Source organism: Sutcliffiella horikoshii (assembly GCF_008180725.1).
Classification (GTDB): Bacteria; Bacillota; Bacilli; order Bacillales; family Bacillaceae_I; genus Sutcliffiella_A; species Sutcliffiella_A horikoshii_B.
This window is the reverse complement of record NZ_VTEV01000001.1, coordinates 256,042-270,902: the sequence shown is the minus strand read 5'-3', so window position 1 is coordinate 270,902 and position 14,861 is coordinate 256,042. Positions and strand designations below refer to the sequence as shown.

Sequence of the window (14,861 nt, the reverse complement as noted above, 5' to 3'; positions counted from 1 at the left end):
AGTGAATACTGTAATCGCGTTTATAATCATTTTTGGAGTACTTGTTTTTGTCCATGAACTTGGACATCTTGTATTTGCCAAAAGAGCCGGTATACTTTGTCGGGAATTTGCAATTGGGTTTGGTCCGAAAGTATTTTCTTTCAAGAAAGATGAAACAGTCTATACAATAAGATTACTTCCTATTGGTGGTTTTGTTCGTATGGCCGGGGAAGATCCTGAAACCATTGAAATCAAACCGGGCTATCATATAGGCCTCCTGTTCAATTCAAAAGGAGAAGTCAACAAAGTAGTTGTCAATAATAAAGATAAACACCCTGATGCAAAAGTCATTGAGGTTGAATATGCAGACCTCGAAAAAGAACTTGTTATCAGAGGGTATGAAATGAATGATGAAGAAGTCCTAAAGGAATATAAAGTAAGCGAGGAATCGTATTTTGTCATGGACGGGCAGGAAATTCAAAACGCCCCTTATAACAGACAATTTGGATCAAAAACACTCGGTCAACGTACGATGGCTATTTTTGCTGGACCTATGATGAACTTTGTTCTAGCCTTTTTGATCTTTACTTTCCTTGGAATGGTACAAGGTTACCCTATCAACGAATCTGTTATCGGAGAATTGACTCCTGATGGAGCTGCACAGGCTGCTGGTCTCCAACAAGGTGACAAAGTGGTAGCTATAAACGATACTGAAGTTTCGACCTGGGAAGAAGTTGTGAAGATCATTCAGGTGAACCCTGGCGAGAAACTTGATTTCTTGATTGAGAGAAATGGTCAATCCGAAACAATCGCAATTACTCCTAAAGCAAATACCATAGAAGGTGAAACACGCGGGATTATCGGGGTTTACATGCCGATGGAACAGTCTTTCTGGGGCTCCTTCCCTAAAGCTGCATCTGAGACTTATAACTGGTCAAAAGAGATCGTGGTGGGGTTAGGTAAATTGATTACAGGTCAATTCTCCCTAGACATGCTTTCTGGACCTGTTGGTATTTATAAATCGACGGAAGTTGTCGCAGAATCCGGTGTGTTCTTGTTAATGAGATGGGCTGCAGTCCTTAGTATCAACTTAGGTATTATCAATCTCCTGCCAATTCCGGCTTTGGATGGTGGCAGACTGATGTTCTTCGCAGCAGAGGCAGTAAGAGGCAAACCTGTTGATCGCCATAAAGAAGGACTTGTCCACTTTATCGGTTTTGCGTTGTTAATGCTGTTGATGCTTGTTGTAACATGGAATGACATTCAGAAATTCTTCCTGTAAAATAGAAACATAAGCACATGGACTTGCATCATGAAATGTGATGCAAGTTTTCTTTCATTTAAAGTGACTTTAAAAAGGTAGTAATAGTTTTTACCCTGTTGACTGAAGTGCAAGGTGTGAGACTCCAGCGGGGGAGTAACGGTAGGTTGAGACCCCGCAGGCGAAGCCGAGGAGGCTCAAGCACCGTCCCGCGGAAAGCGAACACCTGGAACGCAAGGAAACAGGGAGTTTAATGTAAATACATAGAAATGGTTATGGGGTGTAGAAATGAAACAAAGTAACATGCTAATTCCAACACTAAGAGAAGTCCCAGCAGACGCGGAAGTGAAAAGCCACCAACTACTGTTAAGAGCCGGATACATCCGACAAAACACTAGCGGTATTTACAGCTTTCTGCCACTTGGGAAAAAAGTGTTAAAGAAAGTAGAAGACGTCGTAAGAGAAGAAATGGATAACGCAGGTGCAGTGGAATTACTAATGCCAGCAATGCAAGCTGCTGAACTATGGCAGGAATCAGGAAGATGGTACTCCTACGGTCCTGAATTAATGAGGCTAAACGACCGTCATAACCGTGAATTCGCCCTTGGAGCTACCCACGAAGAAGTAATAACAACACTTGTCAGAGATGAAGTGAAGTCTTATAAAAAGCTTCCGTTATCACTTTATCAAATTCAAACAAAATTCCGTGATGAAAAACGCCCGCGCTTCGGACTTTTAAGAGGACGCGAATTCCTCATGAAGGATGCGTATTCGTTCCATGCAAATGCAGAATCATTGGATGAAACATACGAAAAAATGTTCACAGCTTATTCCAACATCTTTACAAGACTTGGATTAAACTTCCGGGCAGTAATTGCAGACTCAGGAGCGATGGGTGGAAAGGATACACATGAGTTCATGGTGTTATCTGAGATCGGTGAAGATACCATTGCGTATTCCACGGAATCCTCCTTTGCAGCAAATATTGAAATGGCTCCAGTCGTTGCAAATTATGAAAAGAAATCGGAAGCTGCACGTGAAATGGAAAAGGTGAATACTCCGGACCAAAAAACGATTGAAGAAGTGGCAAGCTACCTACAAATGGAGAAATCCGACTTGATCAAATCCATCGTCTTTAAAGTAGATGAGAAATTTGTCCTTGTATTAGCAAGAGGGGACCACGAAATCAATGACGTAAAGGTCAAAAACTTCTATCAGGCTTCTGTCGTGGAAACGGCAACTGCTGAAGAAGTTCAAAAAGTGATGGGATGTGCTGTAGGCTCACTAGGTCCAATCGGGGTACCTGAAAGTGTTGAAATCATTGCAGATACAGCTGTGGAATATTTAGTTAACGCTGTAACAGGTGCCAATGAAGAAGGCGTTCATAACATCAACGTTAACCCAGGTAGGGACTTTAGCGCACAATATACGGATCTGAGATTTATTGAGGAAGGAGACCTATCTCCTGATGGACAAGGAGTCATTAAATTTGCAAAAGGCATTGAAGTAGGTCACATTTTCAAACTTGGTACTCGTTACAGCGAAGCAATGGGAGCCAACTTCCTTGATGAAAATGGAAGAAACCAACCAATGATCATGGGTTGCTATGGTATTGGAGTATCTCGTGTGCTTGCTGCAATCGTAGAGCAATATCATGATGAAAACGGAATTGTGTGGCCAAGAGCGGTAACCCCGTTCGATGTTCACGTTATTCCTGTAAATGCAAAAAATGAAGCTCAAGCTTCTTTGGCAGATGAAATCTACTCCGAGCTAAAGAATTCCGGAATGGCTGTGCTATTGGATGACCGCCAAGAACGTCCTGGTGTTAAATTCACTGACGCTGACCTGATTGGACTTCCTGTCCGAGTGACAGTTGGTAAAAAAGCAGAGGAAAAAATTGTGGAAGTCAAGTGGAGAGAAACAGGGGAAATGGAAGAGCTATCGGTAGAAGAATTAATACAAAAACTACGTTAAAATATAGTACAATAGATATGAATATTAAAAGGAAGGTACCCCATATTGGTGGTACCTTCCATTATGTCTTAACAGAATAAGTAACAAAGATAGATTATGCAAGGGAAAGGGGACAGAATTTTGCTTGACCAGATGTCTCAAGAAAAAAAAGATAGATTGCGGCTATTGCTACAACAGCTCGAAATGACAAGTGATGATATATTTCCTTACTTTGCAGAAGCTGGAATTGAAAAACTTACAGTAGAAAAAACTACAAAACGATGGCACTTTCATTTCGTTATGGAAAAGATCTTACCAGCAAAAGTATATATGCTTTTTTATGAAAGATTGACTAAAAGCTTTGCGCATATCGCAAATGTATCCTTCACTTTAACAGTGCAAAACCGCTCATTTGAAGATTCTTATATAGCCGATTATTGGCCGATTTGTTTAAAGGAATTACAAGGCGGTTCTCCACCTCTCATGATGTTGCTGAACGGACAAACACCTACCCTGCAAGGCAACAAGCTTATGTTAAAAGCAAGAAATGAAGCGGAAGCAATTGCGGTTAAGAAAAAATTGAGCTCCACCATATGCACGATTTATGAAGGGTTTGGCTTCCCTACCTTCATTTTAGACACAACTCTTTCTCATTCTGAAGAAGAATATCAGCAGTTTGTCGAACAAAAACAACAAGAAGATAAACAAAAAGCATTGGCTGCTGTCACAGAAATGCAGAAAAAAGATACTTCTAAAGATGAAGGTACCGTAAGTGGACCGGTTATGATCGGGTACACCATTAAAGACGATGCAGAAATTAAGACATTGGCGGAGATCGTAGAAGAAGAAAGACGTGTAGCAGTTCAGGGGTACGTTTTTGACGCAGAAACAAAAGAGCTTCGCAGTGGAAGAACACTTCTAACATTTAAAATTACTGACTACACAAATTCTATCATGGTCAAGATGTTTTCCCGTGATAAAGAAGATGTGCCTCTATTACAAGCGGTCAAAAAGGGAATGTGGTTGAAAGTAAGAGGAAGCATCCAAAATGATACGTTTGTTCGTGACCTTGTCATGATGGCGAATGATATCAATGAATTTCATGGAAAAGAAGTACTGGATACAGCACCTGAAGGGGAGAAAAGGGTTGAACTACACCTACACACCCCGATGAGCACCATGGATGCTGTGAGCTCCATCTCTTCATTGGTGGCGCAAGCAAAAAAATGGGGCCATGAAGCGATAGCAGTTACAGACCATGCAGTAGCACAAGCTTATCCAGAAGCGTATGCAGCAGGGAAAAAGAATGGTGTGAAAATATTGTACGGACTTGAGGCCAATCTTGTAGATGATGGTGTGCCAATCGCCTATAATCCTGCACATCGTAATCTTGCAGACGAAACCTATGTGGTCTTTGACGTGGAAACGACAGGGTTGTCAGCGATGTATGATACCATTATCGAGCTTGCGGCAGTGAAGGTAAGAGGCGGAGAAATTATTGACCGCTTTGAATCTTTTGCCAACCCGCACCATGCGCTCTCGGCAACTACAATCAATTTGACAGGTATTACTGACGACATGGTACAAGACGCACCGGAAGTTGGAGATGTGTTAAAACGTTTTTCTGATTGGATGGAAGATGACATTCTTGTAGCACACAATGCAAGCTTTGATATGGGCTTTTTGAATATTGGTTTCCAACGGATAGGATTAGGAAAGGCAAAGAATCCTGTCATTGACACGTTGGAATTGGGACGCCTACTTTTCCCGTCATTAAAAAATCACCGTCTAAATACACTATGTAAAAAGTTTGATATTGAATTGACCCAGCATCACCGTGCCATATATGATGCCGAGGCAACAGGTTATTTACTAGTCAAGATGCTAAAAGATGCGTTGGAAAAAGGTATAACATTTCATGATGAATTGAATGAGCATTCCGGTACAACAGATGCCTACAAACGAGCGAGACCTTCTCATGTCACCTTGCTTGCAGTCAATGATACAGGTCTAAAAAATATTTTTAAAATCGTATCTATTTCACATATGAACTACTTTTTCCGAGTTCCAAGAATTCCAAGGTCACAGTTGCAAAAGCTACGTGAAGGAATAATTGTCGGAACAGCTTGCGATAAAGGTGAAGTCTTTGAAGGAATGATGCAAAAATCCCCAGATGAAGTGGAGGGTATTGCGGAATTCTACGACTATATCGAAGTACAGCCGCCAAGCAATTATGCTCACTTGTTGGAGTTGGAATTAGTCCGGGATGAAAAAGCGTTAAAAGAGATCATCACCAACATTGTTAAGCTAGGTGAAAAACTTGAAAAACCTGTTGTGGCAACAGGTAATGTTCATTACTTAAAAGAAACGGATAAAATACACCGCGAGATTTTGGTTCGTTCTCAATCAGGTGCAAACCCGTTGAACAGGCATCAATTGCCAGACGTTCATTTTAAGACAACGGATGAAATGCTTGCAGCCTTCTCTTTTCTTGGCGAAGAAAAAGCAAAAGAAATTGTTGTAACAAACACCCAAAAGGTAGCCGCAATGATAGAGGAAATCAAACCGATCAAAGATGACCTTTATACTCCAAAAATAGAAGGTGCAGATGAAGAAATCCGGGAGATGAGCTACTCTAGGGCAAGAAGCATCTATGGCGAGGATCTACCAGAGCTTGTCGAGAAGCGCATTGAAAAGGAATTAAAAAGTATTATCGGGCACGGATTTGCTGTTATCTATTTAATTTCTCATAAGCTAGTTAAAAAATCCCTGGACGATGGTTACCTAGTAGGGTCCCGTGGTTCCGTTGGATCGTCCTTTGTCGCAACCATGACTGAAATTACAGAGGTAAATCCATTGCCTCCTCATTATGTTTGTCCGTCATGTAAAAAATCAGAGTTCTTTGATGACGGATCAGTAGGTTCTGGTTTTGATTTGCCAAACAAAGACTGCCCAAATTGCGGCGAGGCCTACACAAAAGACGGCCATGATATCCCATTCGAAACCTTCCTTGGCTTTAAAGGAGACAAGGTACCCGATATCGATTTGAATTTTTCAGGTGAATATCAGCCGAGAGCCCATAACTATACTAAGGTACTGTTTGGAGAAGATTATGTATTCAGAGCGGGAACCATAGGTACAGTTGCTGACAAAACGGCCTATGGATATGTAAAAGGATATGCAAACGACCGCAATCTAATTTTGCGTGGAGCTGAAGTGGACAGACTTTCAGCGGGTTGTACAGGCGTAAGAAGATCGACTGGTCAGCATCCAGGCGGGATAATCGTTGTACCGGATTATATGGATATTTTTGATTTCTCCCCAATCCAATATCCAGCAGATGACCAGTCATCAGAATGGAAAACGACACATTTTGATTTCCACTCTATTCATGATAACTTGCTTAAGCTTGATATCCTTGGACACGATGACCCGACCGTAATCAGGATGCTTCAGGATCTCAGCGGTATTGATCCAAAGACCATTCCGACAGACGATCCGTATGTGATGAAGATTTTCAGTGGTACGGAATCACTTGGCGTGACAGAAGAACAGATTATGTGTAAAACAGGAACCCTAGGGATACCCGAGTTTGGTACTAGGTTTGTTAGACAGATGCTTGAAGATACAAAACCGTCGACATTCTCTGAGTTAGTACAGATCTCTGGTTTGTCACATGGGACCGACGTTTGGCTCGGAAATGCCCAAGAGCTCATTCATAATAAGACTTGTACTCTAAGTGAAGTAATCGGTTGTCGTGATGACATCATGGTTTATCTTATCTATAAAGGGCTTGAACCTTCTATGGCCTTTAAAATAATGGAGTCCGTCCGTAAAGGAAAAGGGCTGTCAGACGAGTTTAAAGAGGAAATGATTAAAAACGATGTGCCAGCGTGGTATATCGACTCCTGCTTGAAAATAAAATACATGTTCCCGAAAGCCCATGCTGCTGCTTATGTACTTATGGCAGTCCGTATCGCATATTTCAAAGTGCATTTCCCGCTAATGTACTATGCAGCGTATTTCACAGTCCGCGCAGATGACTTTGATATCGATACGATGGTAAAGGGTTCTGCAGCCATCCGTAAGGTAGTAGAAGAAATCAATGCAAAGGGCTTAGAAGCATCGCCAAAAGAAAAGTCCTTACTCACTGTTATGGAACTGGCATTAGAAATGAGTGAACGCGGATACTCGTTCAAAAAGGTGGACTTATATAAATCCAGCGCCACTGATTTCTTAATCGAGGGCGATTCCCTGATCCCGCCATTCAACTCCATTCCAGGACTTGGAACAAACGCAGCGATCAACATCGTGAACTCAAGAAAAGATGGAGAGTTTTTATCCAAAGAAGACCTGCAACAAAGAGGTAGAATCTCCAAAACTATCCTAGAGTACCTAGACAACCACGGCTGCCTAACAGGCCTGCCAGACCAAAACCAACTATCTTTATTCTAATGTTTAGAGGAATTTGTTTGGTTCATCCAATCCACCATGTTGACTGAAGTGGAAGATGTGAGACTCCGGCGGGAGGTAGCGGTAGGTCGAGTCCCCGCAACGACGGAGGCCACTGAAAAACTGATATGATATAGTACTTGGTAATTTCGAGCTGGTGATTGGAGCAAAAGGCTAAGACACCTGAGGGAGATAGTGCTAGGTGGAGACCCCACAGGCGAAGCGAGGCCACTGAAAAACTGATAACGTAAAGTTTTTTAATGATTCCCAGCTGTTGATTGGAGCAAAAGGCGAAGACTCCTGAGGGAGATAGCGTTAGCTGGAGACCCCGCAGGCGAAGCCGAGGAGGCTCCAGCAACACCCTAGGAAAGCGGAGCCATTTGCGGAAATCAACAGCGGTGTTTAAACAATTTCTAAAATCTAAGACTTTCTCATTGGCTTCCAACGAAGCAAGGGGGCTCCAGCACAGCCCCTAGGAAAGTGAACACCTGGAACGAAAGTTAACAGGAGTTTGAGGGATGTTCAGAGCCGGAAACCCCTGAAAACACTAGAAAGATTTGCATATTCCATAGGGATATGATATATTTACATTGGAAATGCTATATACAGGTAATTAGCAGAGAGTGGGGAAACCCACTCTTTCGTATTGTATTCCCGTTTTTTCTGGCAACCTTGTTTTTTCATGACATTGAGAAAAAAGGGAATGTTAGATTTTCGTATCAGCGTTACATAAGCTTGCTTGTTTATGATTCCCTGCTTATCGGCAGGGTCTTTTGTTCAGATTTTAAAGACATCGTCTCGCGCTTGCGAAGGAGGAAAATGATGAGCAAAAATGTTACAGAAACGGTGGAAGAACTAGCTCTTCCCATCGTAAAAGAAATGAATATTGAATTAGTGGATATTGAGTATGTAAAAGAAGGGTCCTCTTGGTTTTTACGTGTATTCGTCGATAAAGAAGGCGGTATCGACATCGAGGATTGCGGGACTGTAAGTGAAAAGTTAAGTGAAAAGCTTGATGAATTAGATCCTATTCCTCATAACTATTTCCTAGAAGTTTCCTCTCCTGGTGCTGAGCGCCCTCTAAAGAAGAAGGAAGACATCGAGAAATCGATCGGTAAATATGTCAACATTAAAACATATGAACCTATCGACGGCTTAAAGTCCTTCGAAGGTGATCTTCTGGATTTTGATGGAGAAACAATTAAACTCTCCATGACTATAAAAACACGTAAAAAGGAAATTTCCATTCCATATCCAAAAGTAGCGAAAGCACGTTTGGCAGTCAGGTTCTAGAAAGAACCAGACAAACCGATTGCATCAACGTAAACGTAATTGGTTAAAAAAATTATGAATGATAGGTATTTTAAGGGGGACATGGTTGTATGAGCAGCGAGTTATTTGATGCTTTAACCCTGATGGAAAAGGAAAAGGGCATTAGCAAAGATGTAATTATTGAAGCGATTGAGGCTGCACTTATATCTGCTTACAAAAGAAACTTTAATCAAGCACAAAATGTACGAGTAGATATGAACCTGGAAACAGGAACAATGCGCGTATTCGCAAGAAAAGATGTAGTAGATGAGGTTTTTGATTCTCGTTTAGAGATTTCTGTTCAGGAAGCGCGTCAAATCAATCCAAACTACCAAGAGAATGATGTACTTGAGATTGAAGTTACACCAAAAGACTTCGGTCGTATTGCAGCGCAAACAGCAAAGCAAGTAGTAACGCAGCGAGTAAGAGAAGCAGAACGAGGAGTCATCTACTCTGAATATATCGAACGTGAAGAAGATATCATGACAGGAATTGTTCAACGCCTAGACTCTAAATTTATTTATGTGAGTCTTGGAAAAATTGAGGCATTGTTGCCAGTTAATGAGCAAATGCCTAATGAACATTACAAACCTCATGATAGAATTAAAGTGTTCCTAACTAAAGTGGAAAAAACCACAAAAGGGCCACAAATTTTTGTTTCCCGTTCTCATCCAGGTCTTTTAAAACGCCTTTTTGAACTTGAAGTTCCAGAAATTTATGATGGCACTGTAGAAATTAAGTCCGTTGCACGTGAAGCAGGAGACCGTTCAAAGATTTCCGTTCACTGTGATAATCCGGAAATTGATCCTGTAGGAGCTTGTGTTGGACCGAAAGGACAGAGGGTGCAAGCGATTGTGAACGAATTAAAAGGAGAGAAAATTGACATTGTTAAATGGTCAAAAGATCCTGTAGAGTTCGTTGCCAATGCACTAAGTCCTTCTAAAGTACTGGAAGTTCAAGTTAATGAAGAAGAAAAGGCAACAACCGTCATCGTACCTGATTACCAACTATCTTTGGCTATTGGTAAACGTGGGCAAAACGCGAGACTTGCTGCTAAGTTAACAGGTTGGAAAATCGACATTAAGAGTGAGTCTGAAGCGGAAGAACTAGGAATTTACCCAAATCTTTCTTTATCAAAATCTGATACAGAAGATATGGATAATGAATTCTACGACGATGACAATTTTGAAGACTGATTTTTAAAAGAAGGTGAATCAGGTGAACAATCGCAAAAAGGTCCCTATGCGGAAATGTGTGGCAACTCAAGAACTGAAGCCTAAAAAGGAATTGATTCGTATCGTCCGTTCTAAAGAAGGCGAAGTTTCAATTGACCCTACAGGGAAAAAATCAGGCCGAGGGGCATATCTTGCAAGAAACAGGGAGAGCATCCTCCTTGCCAAAAAGAAAAACATCCTAGCCCGTCACCTCGAAGTAGCGATTGATGATTCATTGTATGATGAATTACTTCAGCTGGTAGAAACGGAGAATAACTCAACACATGAATAATCAATGGCTATCCATTGTCGGTCTTGCAACAAGAGCAAGAAAGACCATAACAGGGGAAGAACTTGTCATCAAAGAAGTGAGGGCAGGCAAGGCGAAGTTGGTGCTTTTGGCTAGCGATGCTTCTGCCAACACGATGAAGAAATTACAAGATAAATGTACTTACTATAACGTACCGATCAGAACGGTAGACGATCGGTATGAGTTAGGTCGAGCGATAGGAAAAGATGCGAGAGTTTCGGTCGCCATTCTTGATGAAGGGTTCGCCAACAAACTACTCACCATGCTCGATTAATCTTTGGGGGTGAATGTATGACGAAATTACGCGTGTACGAATACGCTAAACAAAAGAACGTATCAAGTAAAGATGTCATTACAAAACTAAAAGAAATGAATATTGAGGTATCAAACCATATGGCAACATTAGACGACGACACGATCCAAAAATTGAACGGCACAAATAAAACGGAAGCACCAAAGAAAGCAGCACCACAAAACACTGCTTCTGCACCTAAGAAACAAAATAACAACCAATCTCAAGGTGGCAACCAAGGCGGAAAAGGCAAAAACTCTTCTGCACCTAAAAAGCCATTTAACAATAACAACAGCAATAACAATAACTCCTCTAAAGGGAAAAAGAAACAAAACAATAAACAAAATCAAAACCGCGGACAACATCAAGCTCCGCCACAACCTGTGAAGAAAAAAGAAACACCTTCTAAAATCACATTCACTGGTTCCCTTACAGTTGGAGAATTGGCGAACAAGCTAAACAAAGAGCCTTCTGAAATCATCAAAAAGCTCTTAATGCTTGGTGTTATGGCGACGATCAACCAGGATCTTGATAAAGATTCTATCGAGTTGATCGCTGGCGAGTACAATGTGGTAGTGGAAGAGGAAATCATCTTTGAAGTAACCGATTTCGAGGGCTACGATTCTGAAGATACAGAAGAAGTAATGGAAGAGCGTCCTCCAGTTGTTACGATCATGGGTCACGTTGACCACGGTAAAACAACACTTCTTGACTCCATCCGTAATACAAAGGTAACTGCAGGTGAAGCTGGTGGTATCACTCAGCACATCGGTGCATACCAAGTAGAAGTGGACCAAGGGAAAAAAATCACGTTCCTTGATACTCCTGGACATGCCGCCTTCACAACCATGCGTTCCCGCGGAGCGCAAGTTACAGATATCACCATCCTTGTTGTGGCAGCAGATGACGGTGTTATGCCTCAAACAGTGGAAGCCATCAACCATGCTAAAGCTGCAGAAGTACCAATCATAGTCGCTGTAAACAAAATGGATAAAGAAGCTGCCAATCCTGACCGTGTTATGCAGGAATTAACAGAGCATGGTTTAGTGTCAGAAGCTTGGGGTGGAGATACTATCTTTGTACCACTTTCCGCTTTAAGTGGAGAGGGTATTGATACATTGCTTGAAATGATCCTACTTGTATCTGAAGTAGAAGAATATAAAGCTAATCCTAAACGTGCTGCACAGGGAACAGTTATTGAAGCTCAGCTTGATAAAGGTAGAGGTTCCGTAGCTACCCTTCTAGTTCAAAAAGGTACGCTACGTGTCGGAGATCCAATCGTAGTAGGTAACACGTTCGGTCGTGTTCGTGCAATGGTTAATGATCTTGGCCGCCGCGTAAAAGAAGCTGGACCATCTACACCAGTGGAAATCACTGGACTAAATGAAGTACCACAAGCTGGAGACAACTTCATGGTCTTCGCTGATGAGAAAACAGCTCGTAACGTTGGGGAAGCACGTGCTCAAAAGCAACTTCAAGAGCAACGCAGCGAAAAGACACGTGTAACACTTGATGACTTGTTCGAACAAATCAAGCAAGGTGAAATGAAAGAAATCAACTTGATTGTGAAAGCCGACGTTCAAGGTTCTGTAGAAGCAATGGCTGCTTCCCTACAGAAGATTGATGTAGAAGGCGCTAAAGTTAAAATCATTCACACTGGCGTTGGAGCTATCACAGAATCTGATATTATCCTTGCTTCTGCATCCAATGCGATTGTCATTGGTTTCAACGTTCGCCCTGATGCAGGTGCGAAACGTACAGCTGATGCTGAGAGTGTTGACATCCGTCTGCACCGTATCATCTATAAAGCGATTGAAGAAATTGAAGCGGCAATGAAAGGTATGCTTGACCCAGAATTTGAAGAAAAAGTTATCGGTCAAGTAGAAGTACGCCAGACATTTAAAGTTTCAAAAGTTGGAACGATCGCAGGTGCATACGTAACAGAAGGTAAAATTACGCGTGATTCCAGCATTCGTCTAATCCGTGACGGAATCGTTATTTTTGAAGGGGAACTTGATACACTCAAGCGTTTCAAAGATGATGTAAAAGAAGTTGCGACAAACTACGAATGTGGTGTAACAATCAAGAACTTTAACGACATTAAAGAAGGCGACATCATCGAAGCTTACGTAATGCAAGAAATAGAAAGAAAATGATTGGATATATAGAGTGTGACTGTATGATCTATGATGCTCAATCTTTGAAGGAAAAAAGAGCAGTCCTTCAGCGCGTAATGACGAGGCTGAAGCAAAGGTTCAATATTTCCATCTCAGAGATTGACCATCAAGACGTATGGCAACGGACGAAGATTGGAATAGTATCCATCTCTTCATCCAAATCCATCACCGAAAAAGAATTGCAAAAAGTACTCGACTACCTGGATTCTTTTCCAGAGATAGAGCGGGCAGAAACTTCGCTTGATTGGCTTTAAAGGGGTGAAAGGTATGACACTCAGATCAAACAGAGTTGGAGAGCAAATGAAAAAAGAGCTTTCTGATATCATTGGTCGTAAAATCAAAGACCCTCGTGTAGGCTTTGTAACAGTAACGGATGTACAGGTTACTGGAGATCTTCAACAAGCCAAGGTTTTCATCTCTGTACTTGGAGACGATGAAAAAAGACAAGACACTTTGATTGGCTTGGCAAAAGCAAAAGGCTTCATCCGCAGTGAAATTGGACGCAGAATTCGCCTAAGAAAAACTCCAGAGCTTTTCTTCGAGTTTGACGAATCCATCGCTTACGGAAACCACATCGAAAGCCTGATCCATGAATTGAATAAAAGAGACTCTGATTCTGATGATGAAGAGTAAAAGAAAAGGATAGGCAGCATTTGTCTATCCTTTTTGTTGACTCCATGTGTTTATAGGAATGAACTAGATAGTAACGTAAAAAAAGCTTACTCTGTAGATTGAAGTGCAAAGTGTCTGACTCCGCAACGAAGGTGGCCACTGAAAAATTGATAACGGAAAGTTTTTAATAAAACCTAGCTGGTGATTGGAGCAAAAGGTGAAGACTACTGAGGGAGATAGCGTTAGCTGGAGACCCCGCAGACGTCCGTCCCGCGGAAAGCGAACACCTGGAACGTAAATCTACAGAGTGTTAACACGAACATTATTTTATGAAAGGAGTGGCCTAAATGGATGGCATTTTAATCTTAAACAAACCAAAAGGCTTCACTTCACACGACTGCGTATTTAAAGTAAGAAAGATATTAAAGACAAAAAAAGTCGGGCACACGGGCACACTAGATCCAGAAGTGACAGGAGTGCTACCTATCTGTATCGGCAGGGCAACCAAAGTAGTGGAATTTCTAACTGCTGAAGAAAAAACATACGTGGCTGAAGTCACCATTGGTACCGCAACAACAACAGAAGACCAGACAGGAGAAGTAGTGGAAGAAAAAAAGGTGGACAACCCTATACCAAAAGAAAAAATACTTTCCGCCCTTCAACAGTTAAAAGGAGAAATTGAACAAACACCTCCCATGTACTCCGCAGTAAAAATTAAAGGAAAAAAACTTTATGAATATGCAAGAGAAGGAAAGGTTATCGACAGGCCTTCTAGAAAAGTGACGATTCATGATATTTTCCTGACAAGCGATATTACATATGAAGAAGAAAAGGGCCAAGTTCGTTTCTCCTTTCAAGTAAACTGTAGTAAAGGTACATATGTCAGAACCCTCGCTGTACAAATAGGAGAGCTGCTCGGATATCCTGCACATATGTCCTATTTGACGCGAATAACTTCAGGTAACTTCACCATTGACCATGCAATTACGCTAGAACAGCTAAGTGAGTTGGCTGAGCAGGGAGCTGTAGAAGAACATTTGCTGCCAATGGAAGAAGCACTAAGTTCATTGCCTAAGTTGGAAATTAGTGATAAAGTAGCAGAGAAAGTGTATAATGGTGCGGTTTTACCGTATCCGGAGAATATCAGTGATACAAATCAATACTTTAGTGTTTTCCACGATAATAAATGCTTGGCCATCTATATGAAACATCCTTCAAAGCCAGGGCTGATGAAGCCGAAAAAAGTTTTTCACGGCTGATTGGCGTATATTGGTCTTGCATGATTAATTGAGATTTAGGT

At 41.5% G+C, this 14,861-nt stretch carries 11 protein-coding genes; all 11 read left to right on the top strand.

The window, feature by feature from the left end:
• The first annotated feature begins 1 nt into the window (after window position 1).
• A complete protein-coding gene (gene rseP, locus FZC76_RS01355; protein ID WP_148986468.1) occupies window positions 2–1,261 on the top strand; it encodes an RIP metalloprotease RseP in 1,260 nt (419 codons plus the stop codon).
• Between the two features lie 267 nt (window positions 1,262–1,528).
• Window positions 1,529–3,214: a proline--tRNA ligase gene (locus FZC76_RS01350; protein WP_148986467.1), complete on the top strand. Its 1,686-nt coding sequence runs from the start codon at window positions 1,529–1,531 to the stop codon at window positions 3,212–3,214.
• 132 nt (window positions 3,215–3,346) lie between these two features.
• Complete coding sequence (locus FZC76_RS01345; RefSeq protein ID WP_148986971.1) at window positions 3,347–7,648, top strand: PolC-type DNA polymerase III; 4,302 nt, start codon at window positions 3,347–3,349, stop codon at window positions 7,646–7,648.
• Between the two features lie 819 nt (window positions 7,649–8,467).
• Complete coding sequence (rimP, locus tag FZC76_RS01340; protein ID WP_148986970.1) at window positions 8,468–8,938, top strand: ribosome maturation factor RimP; 471 nt, start codon at window positions 8,468–8,470, stop codon at window positions 8,936–8,938.
• Window positions 8,939–9,027: 89 nt separating this feature from the next.
• A complete protein-coding gene (gene nusA, locus FZC76_RS01335) occupies window positions 9,028–10,152 on the top strand; it encodes a transcription termination factor NusA (RefSeq protein ID WP_148986466.1) in 1,125 nt (374 codons plus the stop codon).
• 22 nt (window positions 10,153–10,174) lie between these two features.
• Window positions 10,175–10,462, top strand: a complete 288-nt coding sequence (gene rnpM, locus FZC76_RS01330; protein ID WP_148986464.1) for an RNase P modulator RnpM — start codon at window positions 10,175–10,177, stop codon at window positions 10,460–10,462.
• The gene (locus tag FZC76_RS01325; protein ID WP_060665933.1) at window positions 10,455–10,754 is read left to right on the top strand and encodes a YlxQ family RNA-binding protein; all 300 of its coding nucleotides are present in this window, start codon (window positions 10,455–10,457) and stop codon (window positions 10,752–10,754) included. The genes rnpM and FZC76_RS01325 overlap by 8 nt, the downstream gene beginning before the upstream one ends.
• Before the next feature lie 17 nt (window positions 10,755–10,771).
• The gene (gene infB, locus FZC76_RS01320; protein ID WP_148986461.1) at window positions 10,772–12,928 is read left to right on the top strand and encodes a translation initiation factor IF-2; all 2,157 of its coding nucleotides are present in this window, start codon (window positions 10,772–10,774) and stop codon (window positions 12,926–12,928) included.
• Complete coding sequence (locus FZC76_RS01315; protein WP_148986460.1) at window positions 12,925–13,203, top strand: DUF503 domain-containing protein; 279 nt, start codon at window positions 12,925–12,927, stop codon at window positions 13,201–13,203. Before infB ends, FZC76_RS01315 begins: the two co-directional genes overlap by 4 nt.
• A gap of 13 nt (window positions 13,204–13,216) precedes the next feature.
• Window positions 13,217–13,582 carry a 30S ribosome-binding factor RbfA gene (rbfA, locus tag FZC76_RS01310; RefSeq protein ID WP_060665936.1) on the top strand — a complete coding sequence of 122 codons (366 nt, stop codon included), beginning with the start codon at window positions 13,217–13,219 and terminating at the stop codon, window positions 13,580–13,582.
• A gap of 326 nt (window positions 13,583–13,908) precedes the next feature.
• Complete coding sequence (truB, locus tag FZC76_RS01305; RefSeq protein ID WP_148986458.1) at window positions 13,909–14,820, top strand: tRNA pseudouridine(55) synthase TruB; 912 nt, start codon at window positions 13,909–13,911, stop codon at window positions 14,818–14,820.
• Window positions 14,821–14,861 lie beyond the last annotated feature (41 nt).

What these genes read in the sequence shown, in the direction of transcription:
- truB (WP_148986458.1), top strand. Translation starts at nt 13,909, where the DNA reads ATGGATGGCATTTTAATCTTAAACAAACCAAAAGGCTTCACTTCACAC.
- infB (WP_148986461.1), top strand. Translation starts at nt 10,772, where the DNA reads ATGACGAAATTACGCGTGTACGAATACGCTAAACAAAAGAACGTATCA.
- rbfA (WP_060665936.1), top strand. Translation starts at nt 13,217, where the DNA reads ATGACACTCAGATCAAACAGAGTTGGAGAGCAAATGAAAAAAGAGCTT.
- rimP (WP_148986970.1), top strand. Translation starts at nt 8,468, where the DNA reads ATGAGCAAAAATGTTACAGAAACGGTGGAAGAACTAGCTCTTCCCATC.
- FZC76_RS01325 (WP_060665933.1), top strand. Translation starts at nt 10,455, where the DNA reads ATGAATAATCAATGGCTATCCATTGTCGGTCTTGCAACAAGAGCAAGA.
- FZC76_RS01345 (WP_148986971.1), top strand. Translation starts at nt 3,347, where the DNA reads ATGTCTCAAGAAAAAAAAGATAGATTGCGGCTATTGCTACAACAGCTC.
- FZC76_RS01350 (WP_148986467.1), top strand. Translation starts at nt 1,529, where the DNA reads ATGAAACAAAGTAACATGCTAATTCCAACACTAAGAGAAGTCCCAGCA.
- FZC76_RS01315 (WP_148986460.1), top strand. Translation starts at nt 12,925, where the DNA reads ATGATTGGATATATAGAGTGTGACTGTATGATCTATGATGCTCAATCT.
- nusA (WP_148986466.1), top strand. Translation starts at nt 9,028, where the DNA reads ATGAGCAGCGAGTTATTTGATGCTTTAACCCTGATGGAAAAGGAAAAG.